The following is a 16,485-nucleotide window of genomic DNA, read 5'->3' as shown; positions in this document are numbered from 1 at the left end:
GAGCATAAGGGAAATCTGCTATCACTTGGGGTGATAGACTAGGCAGAGCCTAGTATTTCGGTATCCCCATAAAAAAGTGCATTTCTACATATTTTCTATACAAACGTTTATTCGCTTCTATATGTTTTCTACATAGAGTATCCAGTCATTTTAGTTCTTTCAACCGTCTCCTAATAGTTGCTTCAGAAACATCTAGTAATCGAGCAATTTCTCGATTACTTTTCCCAGCATCTTTTAAATGCAGCAATTTTAATTCATTGATGGTTAACTTAGGGCGATTATTTGGATTTCCACCTTGCCATTTCTCATCATTTTTTTCATCTTTATTATTTTAAAAAAATCTTTTCAGCAATACTCTCCCCCCAACAAGTGCGTCTTAACTCTAAATTTTAAGTTTTGACGCACACAATATCAACCTTGCATTTTGGTAGGACTCAATAAAAGATTAGGGAAATTGATAGGGAAAATTGAAATGATTCGCTCTGGTGAAAAGAAAAAATGATGCCATTGAAGATGAATCAGTATAGAAGTAACCTGGTTATTTTTGAATGGTAAAAGGCCTGATTTTAGCAAAAAAGCTAGGAAGAAAACCGGAAGAACGAAATAAATGTGCGTGAGAAAAAGGAAGTACTAGGAAGAAAATAGGAAGAATCACACTTTTTTATGGGGACACCGAAACACTAGGTTCTGCCTAGTCTATCACCCCAAGTGATAGCAGATTTCCCTTATGCTCTTTCTTTCAATTTTTCTTCTAGTACAACAAGGATTTATAACATATACATTCATAAAGCCAATAACGTTCCCAAATGCACGTTTGGACACACATCAAAAAGCCACGAATGTTGTTATATCAATGTTTCGGTGCTTTTTTGATGAACATTGTTTATACATCTTTTTATACAGGTGGCGTAAACGCTGATGTAGCAGCATTTTTACTTACGTGGTTTATTCTTCACTTTGCATAAAATCGTGTATATTTTTTATGACAAATGTGGCTATTTCTTAATCAATGAACCATAGATAACGCCTGTATCCACTGTTTAACATAACGTGGTTAAAAGTGGAAATTTATTAATTCCACTTTTTTTTCCTATAATTAAGAAAAAACGGGAGTTTACAAATGCGAAGTTACTTACTTTACTTTTTATTACTACTAATAATTCTCATAGCAATGGTTGATACTTGGGGCGAAACCAATAAAACTATTATGTATGGAGTTGCGCTTATAAGTATTGTTAGCTTAATAATTATAAAATCAACAGAAAAGAAGAAAAAATAGAAGTTTCAAAAATCTAAAGACAGTAGGGACAACACATTGTCCCTACTGTCTTTAGATTTAAGTAATCGATTCATTACTCTTAATGGCGCAGCGTTTAGGAGGACAAAAATATTACTCGACCCTTCCATGTAGAAAAACCCCCTTGTTCGTTGAATTCTTTTAGGAGGTCCAGCTCTCTAAGCTTCCCTCGGGCTTTTTAAGCCTTTGAAAATTAGAGCATGAAGTTAAATAAAGCAAAAATAAAATAACCGTCTTAAAACAAACGTAAATGGCCTATAATTTGATTTTTCCATCAAACTAGAAATGAAAATGTTTATTAAATCTTCATTAATTTCTCCGAAAATTGTGGAGATCTTTCTAAGAACTTATAGATATATTTATGAGATTCTGTGTCATCTCTAAAAACAGCCATCACTAGAACGGGAGCACCTTTTCCAACTGCTACAATATCTCCTGGTTGGATATTCAACTCCATTAAATGTTCTGGAACAATCCATATATATTGCTTGTGATGCAGCTTTAATACTGCTGCCTCTTTTTTACTTCGAATATGAACTCCTAACAATGCGTTATTTTTTTGCATGTTTTTTTCCACTCCTATCTTCAATAGTAAAAATGAGCACAGTAAACTAGAGGCATGATTTTTCACCATTCCTCATTGGATTAAATATCTCGTAGCTTGGCCAAGATTCGCTCACGTTCTTGTGCAAAATAGGCTTTCTGTTCTTCGGTTACTTCTTCTTCTTGCTCATGACGCGTCGCAAACCATGCTGGGACTACTTCTACTTTTCTAGTTTTCTCTTTTTCTGATGCTGTAGATCCATTTGACACCGTTAAATCGTTGATTTTGTTGCGAATAATAGCACTTAGTAAGGCTAAACGGTTAGTTTTCACATATTGATCGCTTGCTGAAATGGCTGCATCTAAGGATTGATACATAATTGTTTCTAAATGGCCGTGAGACACCCCTAGCTTGTCCTCTGCTTTGATTTTTTTTAATGACCCATAGATAACACCCACGAAGGCTTTAAAGCCCTTTAGAGAGCCTGTACGGGCTTGATAAAGATTTTTCAAACGATTATAAAGATTATTTTTCTGATCAGACGACTGCTTAGTAGACGTCTTTATATCTTTTATTGTTTTAATTTGGTTATTATAGTTAAGAGTCGAATTTGAGCCATTCAGCGTTGGTATAACAGCGTTTTGAGCCAAATCCTGATGTTTGTTTTGATGTTTATTTGGTTGTTTAAATTCATCTTTTACGATGGCAATTTCATACGCATTCAGATGATAAACTTCACTTAAAATGCTTTCAAAGTTCACGTGCTGCACATCCAAAATGACACGACAACCACTATTCGTCTTTCCTGATCTGTTTCTGGAAAGGATAAATAGCTTAGATTGCTCCATCAACTTAAAAGCTGTCGAGATTGTATTGAAACCAACCTCTAATTTTTTACTCAAATGCTCTCGGCTTACTTTGATAATGCCATTGTATGTAAGATCATAAATCAATTTTTCTAGCACTCTATGTACTTTCCCTCCAGGATAAATACCTTGTGTGGCCAGTACGTTTTCTAATTGCTGCAGGCGTTCTTCTTTGAGTTGCCGATCTCCTTTTTGATTGCCGTATGTAATAAATGTTTGGACTGCTTGGTTTGGTGTAGTTTTTAGTTTGTTTTCCATGGTAGTTGCCCCTTTTTGAAGCAAAAAAGCGTTTTACATCGCTGTAGTAACGATGCAAAACGCTTTCGATGACGGAAACTTTTTAATAAACTGTTGAAATGTCTTCTAATTCATACTAGAATGACGTATATAGATACTATGTATCGTTTTAACAGTTAAAAACAGTCATTTCACGACAAGCTGCATCGTATGTACGAGATACGATAAAGCGATTAACAAAGAGTTGGCGCTCAATGTTAGTCACTGTGGAGTGGCTTTTTTACGTTCCATTTAGTTTAATCTACCATAATCTAAAGATTAAAAGTTGTAAATAGCAAAAAACATCATATTTTTCACGTCACCAATATCACTAACGTCACAGATATTTAAAATACGTCACAAAGCTATTTATAAAAATAGTTTTGAAATCCTTGGTAGCACTGGATTATTAACGTCACAGAAATTTGGGTTAACGTCACAGAAAAAATGAAATGACGTCACAGTTTGCTCAAAAAAATTTTTTGTGACATCATTTCATTTACTATTTTCTAATTATTATCTAAAAAATCCATCAATGCTAAATGCAGTACGTCCGATTTATTCACTCGCTCAACTTTGCAATAATTATCTAAACGTTCTCCTATGTCTTTATCAATAACAATGGTCTTTCTTGTCTTGTCCCCTTGTGGCAGTATTTTTATGCGTGCATGTACCTCTTTTGGCTCTTGTACTGTCCCTAAATATTCTGTTGCCTTTTTTAATCGCCATTCTTGAAGCATTTCAACTAGATCTATTAATTCATCTTGCGTGAATTGAGGGTGAACTACTGGTGAACTTCTTGTGATATTCGCATTATCTTCTTTCACCCTAGTATTACTTTCTATTACTTCATGTGAAGAATTATTCACCTTTGATGAATCACGTTTCACACCTGTTGAATTATAAACATAGTCAAAAATGCTTTTCTCCTTAGGTTCTGTACCTTCACCTATATAATGCCACCCCTTCGGGGCTTTGTTACTGTATGCATATCCAGCTTCTTTTAGGGCTTTTAACAAAGGTTTCTGACTGATTCCATCTATCTCTTTTGCTACATCTTCGGCTTTATTCCCCTCTCTTATTGCGTTTAAAATACTACCTATCGTTGCATTTTTATCTATATTCATACTCACTTCACCTTCATTTCACACATACTCATATATGTATAATTCTATGTGAACTCCATTTCACCTTTTCACGACGACCTTTTTATAACATACATTTACGCTTTCTGCTCTCACGTTTTAATGTACTCAAAGAAATGCCTGTTAGCTCTGCAACTTGCCTAAAAGAGTGGCTACTTAACATCTGCATAGCATGATCTAACTGTTTTTTAGTGTATTTATTAGGCCTACCTTCTCGGAATCCCGATTGTTGCTTAGCAATTGCTTTCCCTTCCTGAGTGCGTTCAATAATAAGATTTCTTTCCATTTCAGCTACTGCAAGTAGCGTCTGTAAAAAGAAACGCCCCATTGTCGTATCTTCAAGCAATCCAACATTAAGGACATGTACTTTTACGCCTTTTGCAAATAACTGTTCAATGATCCCGATGCCTTCTTTAGTGTTACGAGCCAATCGATCCAATTTGGTTACAACAAGCTTGTCACCTTCTTTTAATTTAGACAGCAGCTCATTTAATTGTGGTCGGTCTGTTTTCGTTCCTGTGAATTTCTCTTTATAAATAACAGTCGCTCCTTCACTCTCCAACGCTTGAAGCTGAACCTCTAATTCCTGTGATATAGTCGACACCCTCGCATAACCGTAAATCATAAAAAATACCTCATTTCTGCACATACTTATAGACCTAAGTTATGACACCTTTTTACACCTTGATATTACTGCATCAACACATTGGTGTCAAAACTATTAAATTTTGAACCCGTTTTAATGCTTCAAAAAGGGTTCTAGAACCGTGGTAGAATAGCTCATATCTATCATGATATACTGAACTAAAACTCACAAAAGGTTGTATTTTAATGACAATAAACATAGATCCGTATTCTACAGATACCCAGTTAGTAGGTTTTGTTCCTGAATGTATTATTAATCATTATGCTCTTCCCTGTATTTCTTCAGAAATATATATGCCTCCAGGGGTTTTAAAACATTTAAAAAAGCGTGGCCACTGGAATGACTTTATGGCATATTATCAAGATATCCCAAGCATTATTACAAACCCTGATTATGCTGGACAAAATCCAAAAGAGCCAGATACCATAGAAATATACAAAGCCCTTAGCGACTCTGTAATTTTGCCAATAAAATTAAATACAGAAAGTGGTTTATTCCTTAGCTCATTTTACATATTAGACAATGGAATAGATAAGATTCAAAAACGGCTACGCTCTGGACGTATTCATCCGATGTCATTCTTTACTAAGTAATAGCAAAAAGGATAGAGTGTTTACAAAATGGCTAAAAAAGTGTAGTATAATCATTGAATAGATTAACAACTTGTTATCATATTTAAATAATTTCTAACACATATTAAATACATAAAAGTTATTTGAGGTGGGAAAGGTTCCCCACGCGCTACCTATAAGGTAGTTACCAGAGATCAGGATTGCCGCCCTGCTAATAACTTTTAAAGCAACAAATCCCAACTTCTAAAATGAAGTTGGGATTTTTCGTATACTCTAACAAAACGCACTAATATCTTAATAGCTACCTACATATCCGTGTTGTAGTCAATCCGTGCAAAAAACACGTACGAGCCAATCGCAGCATTCCATTTATTCCCTCAAATAAACCATTGCCAGTCTCCAACGATTATTTCCATGCCCTAATTCACTATGAACTTGATTCATGACCGCACGTGTACTTTCATACAACTCTTTATCATGCTCTGATACCATGCCATAATCGGCTTTACGACCAATTGACCGGTTATCTAAAATCCTATCCATCATATTTTTTTGCTCTGCTGAAGCAAGCTGTGAAAAACGGTCACGTGCATACGAATGTCGAAATCCATGACAACCTCGCCCTGCCTGTTCAATCCCTGCTTTTTCACAAGCTATATGAACCCCTTTGCGCACCGTATCATAAGAAACAGCCACAAGCCTATCTGTTGGTTCTTTCCCTGTTAAAAAGCTCTGTAACCACTCGACAAAATCTTTTGGTACGTCAACCTCACGAAATCGCCCTCCCTTGGTAATTCCTGCCCCCTTTTTATCAGGAATATTTAGCTGTAGCCCTCCGTTTTTCGCCACAAAATGCTCCACACGGATATTGACAGCTTCTTTTACTCTCAATCCAAGTTGGCTCATTAAATCAACGGCTTTTGATACTTCTGCAGAAACTTGTTTTTTTATAGCATCTATCTCCCAACGCTCATACGAGCGATTTTGCAAGCTTTCGTTTCGTTCTAGTACATAAAGACGGTTCTCTGTACAAAAACCTGCAAAATCGCTCTCACGCTCTTTAGAAGCCATTTTATGACCATGTTCTAAGAGTCTCAAGGACGTTTCCACGTTAATCATGTGCCCTTTAGATATACCTTTGTCCTCAAGATAAGCAAAATAGGCTTTATAGTGTTGCTCCGTTAGATGGTCCAACTTGCGTATCCCATGTTCAGCCCTTACCCATTTGACGAAGTTTTGGCAATCCGACATGCTGTTGGATTTTTGCTTTAAAGAATGAATGCCCTTGATTCCCTCTTTACGAGCATCTTTTTTTGAATGTCCAATCATATCAATAGCATCCAACGCAGTCTTCACATCATGTACAATGGACGCTCTTGCCTTGCTATTTCTTGACCTTTTTCTACTCAAAACTTTCACCTCCTCTCAAATTTGGCATATCTCAATCCACCTTAGGGTGCGTGGCTCCGTTGAGCCACTTACCCTAAGGTGGGGTATCGGATCATATGTATTTGTATAAAAAATAAGGTAATCGGTATATCAGCTTAAAACATCCGCTCAAGCCTTAACAGGCGAGCTAAAAAACATGTCGTTGCTTTGCAACGATGGACAGCAAGCTGTCCTATGTGTTACGCTGCTGGGCAACGTAAATCAGCTAACGCTGATACAAAATCAAAACCCTTTGCTCGTACCGAGCCATTAATAAATCGTAAAAAATTAAATAAAGTAACTTAATCAAAATAATAAAAGTTACCTTTTCACACTCTTGCAAAGTTTTTAAAACTCCTTTTGTATTTTTGTTTATAATCCTCCTCTTTTTGTTTTTATTTTTTAATTACGTAAAACGAAAAAAAACCGAATGTGCGAGAACGCTCAATCAGTTTTAACTTGGATACTAAATATCCACCATATATTTTTTTACACAACAAAATACCGATAGGCTTTTTGCTCAATCAGTAAAATTTAATAACTTGCTCCGTTTTTTTAAATATACTGCTATACACGATTACGCTTTTTGGTAATACCAATGTATTATACAGCTGCATCATATCGTTGATTTTCGGCTATTGCGTACTCTGTCAAGAATTCAAAATGCATTTAATGCGTTTTAACGCTTCTATAACCATGCCTTCTTGCGATATATCCAATTGGATAGTGATGGCAAGTACACACAGCACTCTGGCTTTAATCGAACAATCTCACGTTATACCAATAGGCAGTGAAGGTGAGCATGAACAGCGAGAGTATGTCGAAAAGTAAAGTTTATATGCTAGTATTATAGCATTTTTCGTTGGTTAAACCTAGCAAAAAACGCTACCGCACCAGCTACGCTGGCTTGCTGTACTCGATTCCAAAAGGAAAGAATTCCTATTCCTTTTGGAATCTGCGTTGCACGCTAAAGAATTATTTATTTTACATCAACATCAAAAACAAAAGTCTCTTTTCCTTTATCCCACACTACCTGAAGTTCATAAATGTAATACCCTTCTTGAGATGGCAGTGTTATTTTATAATCTTTAATTTCAACATCATCAATTACACCTTCTTCATTTAGTCTAGTTATTGCTATGGAAGAAGGACTTTTTTCAATTTCAAAATTTAATATATCTCCTTTTTCAACTTCTAATGTTTCAAAATCATCAGCTAATTCTTCTATATCACGAGAACTCATATCTGTTATTTTAACATTGTCTTCTTCCCATTCGTAATCAGTTGGAATCATTGTATATTGTTCTCCGTTTAAAATAACTTTGCCTTCTGGCTGACTAAGAGTACCGTTGGGAAAACCATTACATCCATTCAAAAATGCAACACTTAGAATGGATAAAATTATTTTTTTCATTTCAACATCCCCTTTTTATAGATTCCATTTAGAGTAAATGTTCCCTAATACATTTTACAAAAATATGAATCTATATCTATTTTTGTATATATGGTATTATTTGAAATATAACACAACAATTAGGAGGTTATGAGGTTGAAAAAAAGTTTATTGTCGGGTCTTTTATTAGCAGGTAGTTTTTTATTATTTAATAATGATGCATCAGCAGCAGAACTAAGCAGCACTTCCACAAGCCAACCGTCGGAATCTACAGATAATATCGTTTATTATGATACTGACAAACAAGATATATTAATCACTGATGAAGTCATTATTAGAACAATCGAACCAAGTGATTCTAAAAGAAATACTCTTTTAGATAAATATTCACCATTAAACAACGGTGTTTGGGATTTATTAGGATACGAAACGGTTTACTCAAACTCAAGCGTTTGGTATTCTCTTGGTGGAGATTTTAAAGTAGAAATAGAGCAAACTGATTTCGGTCCAGTTTTTTATCAATTAAAAGAAAAGGATCCATACATTGATGATAATGTAGGGCAACAATATCATGTTTCTGGTTCTAAATATTTCTCATTAGAATATAGAAATATTTCAAGTTATTGTGATGATGATGATGAACCTGGCATTGCTGAATTCTATATGTCAAAACTAACTCACACAGGAAACGGATACTTTATGGCCTTTTATGATTAAAAATTTTAAAAACTCCCATGAAAGAACTTAATCATCTTTCATTTTCTGTGGTGTAGCGCTGGTTTTTGCGCTACATGGATGGCTAACGGGTAGTTTAAACTCGATACTAATACCACACCAGTTACACTGGATTCTGTACCAAATTCAAAAATAAAAAAGCCATTATTTCTTGAGCAGAGAAATAATGGCTTTAATAAGACTATCGGCTTTATAAGTTGCTCCTACTACATACTCTAAAGCCTTCAAGCCAACTAAAACATAATTATATGTTTTCTTCTTTCATCTTTAAAATCCTGGAAAAATAGCATTCAAGAAGTAAATTATAAAAACTATTATAGCGAGAATAATAAACTCTTTTTTATCGAAATCTTTATTATCGCCAATTTGTTTTTTTACTCTCCTATACTTACCCTGCACTTTTTTTTGTATATACTTTTTATCTTCTGACATCAAACCCCCCATTTCCAATCGTCTTCTTGGGTTTTACTTGAATGAACTAAAATTTCCCTCACTATCACCACTTTCAACAAATAAATTATCCCTTATCAATTTTCCTTTTTCATTTCAGTTAATTCTTTTCTAATCGCATTTTCTACAATTTCATAAACATTTTTACCATGAATGACTGCTTGTATTTTTAAATCCTTCATGAGTTCTATATCTATATCAAATGAAGAACGTTTTCTAACCTTCATTCGTTCTTTGGTTGATTCTTTTGTTTGAATGAACCTTAGAACCAAAGTTTGTTTGTTCTTTTGTTGAAACGTTCGTAACTTTTAATTTTTATGCTTCTACAATTTCTCCTATTGTCATACCGATCTCCCCTTGTTAATCAGTGTTCTCACTTTTTAATTCGGCAACTTTAGAAAAATGTCTTCAAAACTTCTTTAGCTCAAAAGAAAAAGTCATTATTTCTTTTACCGAAGAAATAATGACTTCCACCCTTGACATACCTTTGGGGAAAAATTTACTGTTTATAATCATTATGCACCTGAATTTCAATAAAATCTAATAAAACAAATCAATTGCCTGTTTAATGACTTTTATATTATCTCTATCTAACGACTGCATCACATCGGATAATTTAATGTCATCAAAATGGCTGTTGAATAACTGCAAACCAAACCTTATCATCACTCGCTCATTATGCGAAAACACTTCCATGTCCTTAAACAACACATCCATATCCACTTTCTTATCTTCACTGATGGTTTTGATAAGACAATCAGCTTTATAAGTCGCTCCTACTACATACGCTAAACAGCCATAATCCAAGTCACTTGAAATACTCAGTTGGTTGAATACATTTAATATCTTCAAAGTTTGTTCTTTATGCAGATCGCTTTTAAAATACAATTCTCCTGCGGGTGATTCTTCATTATCCAATGCTTTAATGATCGTTTGGCGTAAAAAAAGCGAACGATTCCCTTTTGCTTTCTCATCTAATGCTACCCAATCATCTTCCGTCATTGTGAGAGAGACCTTTTTAGTAATACCAATACTGGGACGACCCACAGGCTTTTTTTTAGTAAATAACGCCCCTCTACAGTTTTTACAGTACGTCACAGGTACATCATTCACATAAATTAAGGCTACATCAATAGAACTCCCACAACGTTCACATACAAATAACTCTTTTTCACACATAAGAACGCCCCTTCATTTTAAGTTACCTTTATATTAAAATAAAAGGTTACCTAAAACAAATTCAATAAAGTAACTTTTATTTTATTGGCCACTTTCCATTACAATCAGGACATTGCCAATACAAAATTCGATCGGCTTTTAACGTTGTCATGCCAATTTTTCTTGTAAAATGTGTGGCATTGTAGGATTTTTGCTGTTCTTCTGGTATGGCATCTCCCTGTAAGTTGGTATGACAATGCGGGCAATACTCCAAGTTATATTTTAACAATCTGCTCTTCTCCTTCATAAAAAGTTCTAGTGGTCAGTTTACAAGCCTCGTTTCGCCTTTACGGCTCGGCAAAATATAATTAAGAATTATTGTTATTTATAGCCCTAGACGAGAAAAACTCAGATTTACTACTGACATACTTTTTGGCAGACTGTAATGCTAATATATTCTGAAACAATGTAAAAATTGAGTTTGTTAGCCAATAAAGAAGAAGAGCATTTGGAACAAATATTATTGCGGAAAATATCAAAATTAGAATAACAAGAAACAAAATTGCAGATTTTTTATTTGGTCTAACATCTGTTTGATAAAAATTCATGCCCATTATAAAAACAATAAGTATAGGTAATATAAAATACGGCGAACGTTCATCTAGATTAAGCCCTAGAAAAGTTACATTAGAGAAAATAGAACTTCCTCTAATACTTTGAAAAATCCCAATGGTAATTATTAATTGAAATATAGAGGAAATACAACCTGTTATTGAAAAAGAGTTTATCTCATAATATTGGTATATATCTTTAATTTTCTTTTTTCCAGTTTCTTTATCATACTTTTCTTTTACGTTCTTTATCTGAGACTCAATAATTTTTTTCTTCTTGTCATTAAAGTTATCTTTTTGAGTCAAAGGCATAAGTAGTAACTTTACAAAAATAGCAAGTAAAATCACGCTTAATCCAGCGTTTAAATTCAAAGTATTAGTTCCCCAACCTAAAAAGGTGTTAACAATTTTCTTTATATTTAAAATAAAGTAAACCGAAAGTGCTAATAATATAAAAATTTTTAAAATAAGAAATTTTTTTTTCATTTTAACCTCTCATTATTTATTCCTATTCCTTAAATAGGAAATAAGCCATGCCAAACCAAATAAACCTAATCCTATCGGTATTCCCCACCATGAACCTTCTTGGAATCCCATTTTTATTCACTCCCAAAGCCAATGTTTTGCTTAAGTAAAATATTTCCGATAAATAAAAACACTATAATATAAACAATATTTTTGATTCCTAACAAGAATATAAGAGATTTATTAACCGAACCATCAAACAGTAATGTACTAAAATCCATCATATAAAAAGGGAAAAACTTAACGAATTCAAAGGGAACAACATTTAACCCTGAGCCTAATAAAAAAGACGCTATAACAAAAACAATCGAAAAACGATTACGAATTAATATGGAAAGAAGAATAGTCATTGAAATAAACAAAAGACAAACTGAATATTTAGAAATAAAGTCTATTATCATGTATAGAATATTATTATTGGTTGCTTCTGTTTGTTTGTAGTAGGTGATAAAAATAAAGATCTCAGTTTCAAAAAATAATATTAAAGAGTAAATGGCAGTAGCAGAAAATTTACCAAATATATATTCTTTATACTGAATAGGACTATTTCTAATATTTTCATATACTCCACTAATAAAATCTCTAGATATACTACTATTAGTAAAAAAAATAAAGTAAAAAGTTCCTAATATATATATAATAGATAAGTTACTTTGCTCATAATCTGAGAGCATTATAAAAAAGAAGATGATAAAAGGACTTAATACTATAAAATAATTAGAAGGATTTTTCGATAATTTCCATAATTCTGCTTTAACCATCTAGTTCACCCATTATTTCTTTTATTGTAACAGACCGTTTCTTTATCTCTTCTGGATAAATAGAATTATTTGAAAAGAATCCATATAAACTACCTAAATTGTTTTTTTCCTCTGAAACTGAAATTAACTTAAATATTTTGGCGTTTCTAGTCTTCTTTATATGTAAATTAGGATTATCAAGAATGTATTTTCCAAATGAATGCGCATCATCAAGAGAACGGAAACAAATATCGTAATAATTTTGAAAATTCTTTTTTTCCAAATGAAACACTTTTTTATCTTTTATAAGATGTACTGTATTACATAAGGAATTAATTTCTTCTAATAAATGAGAAGAAATAATAAATGCGGTTCCATAATTAACCTGAGTTTCATTTATAATTTCCTTTAAACGAGCCACACTTTTCCAATCTAATCCGTTAAATGGTTCATCTAATATAACCAATTTAGGATGTTTTGATAAAGCCAAAATAATTCCTAGCTTTTGTTTCATCCCCAATGAGTAATTCTTTATTTTCTTATTTAACTCTAAGTGTAATGCTTCCGAAAGATATTTAATCCAATCAAAATCCATATTCTTATTTAACATAGATAAATACCTTAAATTATCTATACCAGTCATATTTTTGTAAAATTTAGGTTCTTCAATTAAGGCACCTATATTAAAAATATATTCCTTATTTTTAATCGGATTAATAATTTCATTATTAAAACTAATACTTCCTTTTGAAGGACTCAGATGCCCCAAAAGAAGTTTCATCAAGGTAGACTTGCCAACACCATTCTCCCCAACAAGTCCAACTATACTCTCGTTCGAATAATCTATATTCAAGTCTTTAAAAATCTCTAAACCCTTATATGAAAAAGAAAGGTTTGAAACTCGCACTAAAGAATTCATGATTTTTCACCTTTTTCAACCAAAATAGTACATAAATAATCTATTCGATACATATACTTCTACAAAAGCACCTACGACACAAAGGATAAAAATATAAAGTACATGTTTCGGGAAATAAGCTCTATAATAGCGTTTTATACTATTAGTTTTATTAAAAATATGTTTATACCAAATTACAGTTGAACATAGACATATTAATAAAATTAAAAGTTCAATTAGACCATGTGGTAGGGTTATTAACCAAAAAAAGTAACTAGGTAATCCTTCTTTTAAGGGTGCCTGAGAAATAGTAATTATTAGCTTCACGTAGATAATTAAAGCCATTCCTATAGGTGCAAAAATTAAAGTTAGTATAGCTGAAAAGAAATTCATACAAAAAATAAATACCACATCAGACATATTTAAATTCTTAAATTGTCCTATCTCATTCGCCTTTTCAATATCCGAAAATTGATTGACTATAATTATAAGTATTATGGAAATTAAAAAATAAAAAATTAGAAGTGGAAGATTACTTTTTTTAAAATTCACTTCCTACCAACCTTTTTTTCGATTCATTATACTTTTTTGTATCCTTTATACTATCGACGATAGCATAAATCCAAGTTAGAAGAAGTGCAAAAGCAACTAATTCAAATTTCTGGGAAACAATATAAAAGAGAATTTGTAACCCCACTAGTAATAAACCTTTAGTGAATTTCTCTAAATAAAAATGACCTAAACCCGGAAAAATCAGAGAAAATAAACCAGCAATCCAGCTTTTCTTCATAATTTAGCCTCCTTAAATTAGAAATATAAAACAATTATACCTTATAATAACATTTTTGTAACTTATCAAAAAAGAGCCAGGCATTTAGCCTGGCTTTTTTTATACTAAATCGGCGATAGTCCACAAAATCGAAACAACATCTGAAACATTATCTACTGGGGATACCTCGACAATAAATCTAGCAATATCTAGTAAAATACCACCTATTTCTGACCAACTAACGGATCCATCTGTACTTGACAGAATAGCTTTTAATTTGTAAGTTAGCGAACGAATTAAGCCGTATTCCTCCACTCCAGGAAATTTTTTCTTCAACGTGTCTACAATTGCTGCCGCAAGATCTCCAGCGTTACCAGTCCCTGTGACGAAATCATACTTCATAATCTAAATACCTCCTGTTTTTTACTTATTACAAATATAATGGTATTTAAATTTCCTTTTTGTTACAATAAAAAATGGTAATTATGTAAATATATGTCGCTATTCTATTTATATTTTTAATTTTTTTGTAATATTATGGTTTTTAAAATAGGGATAGAATTCGATAGTGAATAGGAATACTAGGAATATTAGGAGGGATTTTGTGAAAAAAATATGGAAAGCCACACTATTTACACTTATATTTACGGGATTTGGACATTTTTATTTAGGATTTGTCAAAGAAGGTATCATTTTTTTTTTAATAGAATTATTAATAAATATCTTAATTCTTTTATATTATCCTCTTGCATTATTATATCTGATTACACGAGTCGTAGCTTTATTCAGAGTATATAAATTACATAAAAGGGTGATGGTAAAATGACGCATATAATTAAAGAAACTGATCATTTAATCATTTTTAAACAAATTGAAATATTTAAATTGAAATTACAACAAATAATATTAATTGAAAAATTAGATGAATATACTTTTATTTATTCTATAGATCAAACTGTCAAAGTTAGAAAAAGTCTTAAGTCAATCGAGTCCATACTTCCTAGTAACTTCATAAGAACTAATCAATCATTTATTATAAATAAGAATCATTTATTACGTTTAGAAAGATTAAATTCCAATGTATACAAGGCCTTTTTAACAAACTCTAAACAAGGGATTGTTAATAAAAATATTTTAAACAACTTATTAAACTGTTAGGAGGCATCTGTCTTGAAAACATTCCATTTTAAGGAACCGTTTTTTCTTAGTTCTCCTCATAAAACTAAAATTTTTGATAGTGAAAATAGGTTAATTGGATTTGTAAAAAAAGTTTATACAAAAAAAACACATCGTTATATCAGTTTGTTGATGGATAAACTGTATTTTAATTACGTTTTTATAAATCTCAATGGAGAAGAGTTATACTTTATAAGTAATATTATAGAAAACAAATGGGATTTTATTAAAAGTAGATGGATTTTCAAAAATTCTATAGAAAATAATGAAATATTAATAAAAAATGCTACAAAGATTAAAACAAATATAAGATTTGAAGGAGAGTATAACAAGAAAAACATACTAATAAAACGTGATTTCGGTGATAATAAAATTCATATATATTATGATAATCTTGAGATTTCAGAAATCCACTTTACACCACACAAAATCCCTAGAGAAGTAACTGCTATAATAAAAAAAGAGAATGTACTTCCTAACGAATTTATTTTTTTTATTTATTTTATATATAGAATGTATTCTATGTAGAGTTGCCATTGATGCGGACATCCAATTTGCTGGCGCGCGTTACCAATACTGCTTCGCCAGTAATGACCATTTTAACTCATTGTTAAGGCAAATAGGTATTAATGTAAAATATAACAACTTCTCTAAACTCCAAGGTTGCTTCCTAATTAAATTCTTATATTGTCTGCCTCATACTTTAGAAACTATTAATTATTTATTCTTCCTGACTTCACGTAGCAAGTGAAATATACAAATCATTTCACAGTTAGATCCGAAAAAACTTATTTGGAATAAAATATCAATATGTTAAATATTTTACAAAATTAACATTTAATTGTATTATATATATGGTATTAAATAACAATATTAGGAGATGATTTGTTTGAAAAAGTATATTGTAACTGCTTCTTTAACAATGTTTTTAGCTTCTGGTTTTGCCTTTAATGCAGAAGCTACTAATAATGTGGAAGCTACTAATGATTTAAAAGAAACAACGGTTTACAGCAGTAGCACTAATACTTGGACTTGGTATTATACTGACTATACATTGAATGATGGTTGGTATGAGAAATGGTATAGAAATCATGCAACTGGACAAAAAAAGAAGGAAACCTATACTGCCTCAGGTAAACTGTATAACGTTACATATTATAACCCGTGATAAAACGATTAAAAAAAACGACAGTAGTAAGGTTTACTCCTTATCACTGTCGTTTTTCGAACCTGCAGACGCAGGCTACTGAAAGAAA

General features: G+C 32.1%; 25 protein-coding genes. 8 read left to right on the top strand and 17 right to left on the bottom strand.

From position 1 onward, the window contains the following. Positions 1-145 precede the first annotated feature (145 nt). Positions 146-262, bottom strand: coding sequence for a helix-turn-helix domain-containing protein (locus NYE73_RS24540; RefSeq protein WP_340815828.1), 117 nt, complete (start codon positions 260-262; stop codon positions 146-148). A 577-nt stretch (positions 263-839) separates the two neighbouring features. Between NYE73_RS24540 and NYE73_RS24535 the strand changes: the two genes are divergently transcribed. Beyond that, complete coding sequence (locus tag NYE73_RS24535; protein ID WP_340815827.1) at positions 840-965, top strand: hypothetical protein; 126 nt, start codon at positions 840-842, stop codon at positions 963-965. A gap of 630 nt (positions 966-1,595) precedes the next feature. Here the strand turns inward: NYE73_RS24535 and NYE73_RS24530 are convergent. The 4 genes from NYE73_RS24530 to NYE73_RS24515 form a co-directional block, all read right to left on the bottom strand. Then, positions 1,596-1,862, bottom strand: coding sequence for a DUF5839 family protein (locus NYE73_RS24530; RefSeq protein WP_196490846.1), 267 nt, complete (start codon positions 1,860-1,862; stop codon positions 1,596-1,598). An 80-nt stretch (positions 1,863-1,942) separates the two neighbouring features. Next, positions 1,943-2,965, bottom strand: a complete 1,023-nt coding sequence (locus tag NYE73_RS24525; protein ID WP_340815826.1) for a hypothetical protein — start codon at positions 2,963-2,965, stop codon at positions 1,943-1,945. 527 nt (positions 2,966-3,492) lie between these two features. Continuing rightward, a complete protein-coding gene (locus tag NYE73_RS24520; RefSeq protein ID WP_340815825.1) occupies positions 3,493-4,110 on the bottom strand; it encodes a hypothetical protein in 618 nt (205 codons plus the stop codon). An 82-nt stretch (positions 4,111-4,192) separates the two neighbouring features. Further along, entirely contained in the window at positions 4,193-4,753 is a 561-nt protein-coding gene (locus NYE73_RS24515) for a recombinase family protein (RefSeq protein ID WP_340815824.1), read from the bottom strand. Positions 4,754-4,959: 206 nt separating this feature from the next. Between NYE73_RS24515 and NYE73_RS24510 the strand changes: the two genes are divergently transcribed. Beyond that, positions 4,960-5,367: a PBECR3 domain-containing polyvalent protein gene (locus tag NYE73_RS24510; protein ID WP_061401036.1), complete on the top strand. Its 408-nt coding sequence runs from the start codon at positions 4,960-4,962 to the stop codon at positions 5,365-5,367. A gap of 348 nt (positions 5,368-5,715) precedes the next feature. On the opposite strand, the gene NYE73_RS24505 is transcribed toward NYE73_RS24510, so the two are convergent. Further along, entirely contained in the window at positions 5,716-6,756 is a 1,041-nt protein-coding gene (locus NYE73_RS24505) for a tyrosine-type recombinase/integrase (RefSeq protein ID WP_196490856.1), read from the bottom strand. A 186-nt stretch (positions 6,757-6,942) separates the two neighbouring features. Here NYE73_RS24505 and NYE73_RS24500 point away from each other — a divergent pair, with 186 nt between their 5' ends. Continuing rightward, positions 6,943-7,080: a hypothetical protein gene (locus tag NYE73_RS24500; RefSeq protein ID WP_340815823.1), complete on the top strand. Its 138-nt coding sequence runs from the start codon at positions 6,943-6,945 to the stop codon at positions 7,078-7,080. A gap of 673 nt (positions 7,081-7,753) precedes the next feature. On the opposite strand, the gene NYE73_RS24495 is transcribed toward NYE73_RS24500, so the two are convergent. Continuing rightward, entirely contained in the window at positions 7,754-8,188 is a 435-nt protein-coding gene (locus NYE73_RS24495) for a hypothetical protein (RefSeq protein WP_061401034.1), read from the bottom strand. A gap of 135 nt (positions 8,189-8,323) precedes the next feature. Here NYE73_RS24495 and NYE73_RS24490 point away from each other — a divergent pair, with 135 nt between their 5' ends. Beyond that, positions 8,324-8,884: a hypothetical protein gene (locus NYE73_RS24490; protein ID WP_337977079.1), complete on the top strand. Its 561-nt coding sequence runs from the start codon at positions 8,324-8,326 to the stop codon at positions 8,882-8,884. A gap of 285 nt (positions 8,885-9,169) precedes the next feature. Here the strand turns inward: NYE73_RS24490 and NYE73_RS24485 are convergent, their stop codons facing one another. From NYE73_RS24485 to NYE73_RS24445, 10 genes are all read right to left on the bottom strand, one after another. After that, positions 9,170-9,334 carry a hypothetical protein gene (locus NYE73_RS24485; protein ID WP_337977078.1) on the bottom strand — a complete coding sequence of 55 codons (165 nt, stop codon included), beginning with the start codon at positions 9,332-9,334 and terminating at the stop codon, positions 9,170-9,172. 95 nt (positions 9,335-9,429) lie between these two features. Beyond that, a complete protein-coding gene (locus tag NYE73_RS24480; RefSeq protein ID WP_337977077.1) occupies positions 9,430-9,579 on the bottom strand; it encodes a hypothetical protein in 150 nt (49 codons plus the stop codon). A gap of 313 nt (positions 9,580-9,892) precedes the next feature. Beyond that, positions 9,893-10,531, bottom strand: coding sequence for a hypothetical protein (locus NYE73_RS24475; RefSeq protein ID WP_340815820.1), 639 nt, complete (start codon positions 10,529-10,531; stop codon positions 9,893-9,895). A 76-nt stretch (positions 10,532-10,607) separates the two neighbouring features. After that, complete coding sequence (locus NYE73_RS24470) at positions 10,608-10,799, bottom strand: hypothetical protein (protein ID WP_340815819.1); 192 nt, start codon at positions 10,797-10,799, stop codon at positions 10,608-10,610. A gap of 79 nt (positions 10,800-10,878) precedes the next feature. After that, a complete protein-coding gene (yidC, locus tag NYE73_RS24465) occupies positions 10,879-11,607 on the bottom strand; it encodes a membrane protein insertase YidC (protein WP_340815818.1) in 729 nt (242 codons plus the stop codon). A 113-nt stretch (positions 11,608-11,720) separates the two neighbouring features. Beyond that, entirely contained in the window at positions 11,721-12,407 is a 687-nt protein-coding gene (locus NYE73_RS24460) for a hypothetical protein (protein WP_340815817.1), read from the bottom strand. Next, on the bottom strand, positions 12,400-13,305 hold the full coding sequence (locus NYE73_RS24455; protein ID WP_340815816.1) for an ABC transporter ATP-binding protein: 906 nt from the start codon (positions 13,303-13,305) through the stop codon (positions 12,400-12,402). The genes NYE73_RS24460 and NYE73_RS24455 overlap by 8 nt, the downstream gene beginning before the upstream one ends. 15 nt (positions 13,306-13,320) lie before the next feature. Then, positions 13,321-13,836: a stage II sporulation protein M gene (locus NYE73_RS24760; RefSeq protein ID WP_402834916.1), complete on the bottom strand. Its 516-nt coding sequence runs from the start codon at positions 13,834-13,836 to the stop codon at positions 13,321-13,323. Next, entirely contained in the window at positions 13,826-14,074 is a 249-nt protein-coding gene (locus tag NYE73_RS24450) for a sugar ABC transporter permease (RefSeq protein WP_340815815.1), read from the bottom strand. Before NYE73_RS24450 ends, NYE73_RS24760 begins: the two co-directional genes overlap by 11 nt. Positions 14,075-14,173: 99 nt before the next feature. After that, a complete protein-coding gene (locus NYE73_RS24445; protein ID WP_340815814.1) occupies positions 14,174-14,455 on the bottom strand; it encodes a hypothetical protein in 282 nt (93 codons plus the stop codon). 202 nt (positions 14,456-14,657) lie between these two features. Here NYE73_RS24445 and NYE73_RS24440 point away from each other — a divergent pair, with 202 nt between their 5' ends. The 4 genes from NYE73_RS24440 (at position 14,658) to NYE73_RS24425 (ending at position 16,397) form a co-directional block, all read left to right on the top strand. Next, the gene (locus tag NYE73_RS24440; RefSeq protein WP_340815813.1) at positions 14,658-14,879 is read left to right on the top strand and encodes a hypothetical protein; all 222 of its coding nucleotides are present in this window, start codon (positions 14,658-14,660) and stop codon (positions 14,877-14,879) included. Then, a complete protein-coding gene (locus NYE73_RS24435; RefSeq protein WP_340815812.1) occupies positions 14,876-15,211 on the top strand; it encodes a LytTR family DNA-binding domain-containing protein in 336 nt (111 codons plus the stop codon). The genes NYE73_RS24440 and NYE73_RS24435 overlap by 4 nt, the downstream gene beginning before the upstream one ends. Before the next feature lie 12 nt (positions 15,212-15,223). After that, positions 15,224-15,757, top strand: coding sequence for a tubby C-terminal domain-like protein (locus NYE73_RS24430; protein WP_340815811.1), 534 nt, complete (start codon positions 15,224-15,226; stop codon positions 15,755-15,757). Positions 15,758-16,118: 361 nt separating this feature from the next. Further along, positions 16,119-16,397: a hypothetical protein gene (locus NYE73_RS24425; protein ID WP_340815810.1), complete on the top strand. Its 279-nt coding sequence runs from the start codon at positions 16,119-16,121 to the stop codon at positions 16,395-16,397. Positions 16,398-16,485: the final 88 nt, after the last annotated feature.

It is taken from the genome of Lysinibacillus sp. FSL K6-0102, from assembly GCF_038003545.1.
Taxonomy (GTDB): Bacteria; Bacillota; Bacilli; order Bacillales_A; family Planococcaceae; genus Lysinibacillus; species Lysinibacillus capsici.
Note: the sequence above shows the minus strand (reverse complement) of the source record. Positions and strands in the feature narration are given on the sequence as shown.

Coding starts and splice junctions, on each gene's coding strand:
- NYE73_RS24535 (WP_340815827.1), top strand. CDS start 840: ATGTTGTTATATCAATGTTTCGGTGCTTTTTTGATGAACATTGTTTAT.
- NYE73_RS24530 (WP_196490846.1), bottom strand. CDS start 1,862: ATGCAAAAAAATAACGCATTGTTAGGAGTTCATATTCGAAGTAAAAAA.
- NYE73_RS24525 (WP_340815826.1), bottom strand. CDS start 2,965: ATGGAAAACAAACTAAAAACTACACCAAACCAAGCAGTCCAAACATTT.
- NYE73_RS24520 (WP_340815825.1), bottom strand. CDS start 4,110: ATGAATATAGATAAAAATGCAACGATAGGTAGTATTTTAAACGCAATA.
- NYE73_RS24515 (WP_340815824.1), bottom strand. CDS start 4,753: ATGATTTACGGTTATGCGAGGGTGTCGACTATATCACAGGAATTAGAG.
- NYE73_RS24510 (WP_061401036.1), top strand. CDS start 4,960: ATGACAATAAACATAGATCCGTATTCTACAGATACCCAGTTAGTAGGT.
- NYE73_RS24495 (WP_061401034.1), bottom strand. CDS start 8,188: ATGAAAAAAATAATTTTATCCATTCTAAGTGTTGCATTTTTGAATGGA.
- NYE73_RS24485 (WP_337977078.1), bottom strand. CDS start 9,334: ATGTCAGAAGATAAAAAGTATATACAAAAAAAAGTGCAGGGTAAGTAT.
- NYE73_RS24480 (WP_337977077.1), bottom strand. CDS start 9,579: ATGAAGGTTAGAAAACGTTCTTCATTTGATATAGATATAGAACTCATG.
- NYE73_RS24475 (WP_340815820.1), bottom strand. CDS start 10,531: ATGTGTGAAAAAGAGTTATTTGTATGTGAACGTTGTGGGAGTTCTATT.
- yidC (WP_340815818.1), bottom strand. CDS start 11,607: ATGAAAAAAAAATTTCTTATTTTAAAAATTTTTATATTATTAGCACTT.
- NYE73_RS24460 (WP_340815817.1), bottom strand. CDS start 12,407: ATGGTTAAAGCAGAATTATGGAAATTATCGAAAAATCCTTCTAATTAT.
- NYE73_RS24455 (WP_340815816.1), bottom strand. CDS start 13,305: ATGAATTCTTTAGTGCGAGTTTCAAACCTTTCTTTTTCATATAAGGGT.
- NYE73_RS24450 (WP_340815815.1), bottom strand. CDS start 14,074: ATGAAGAAAAGCTGGATTGCTGGTTTATTTTCTCTGATTTTTCCGGGT.
- NYE73_RS24445 (WP_340815814.1), bottom strand. CDS start 14,455: ATGAAGTATGATTTCGTCACAGGGACTGGTAACGCTGGAGATCTTGCG.
- NYE73_RS24435 (WP_340815812.1), top strand. CDS start 14,876: ATGACGCATATAATTAAAGAAACTGATCATTTAATCATTTTTAAACAA.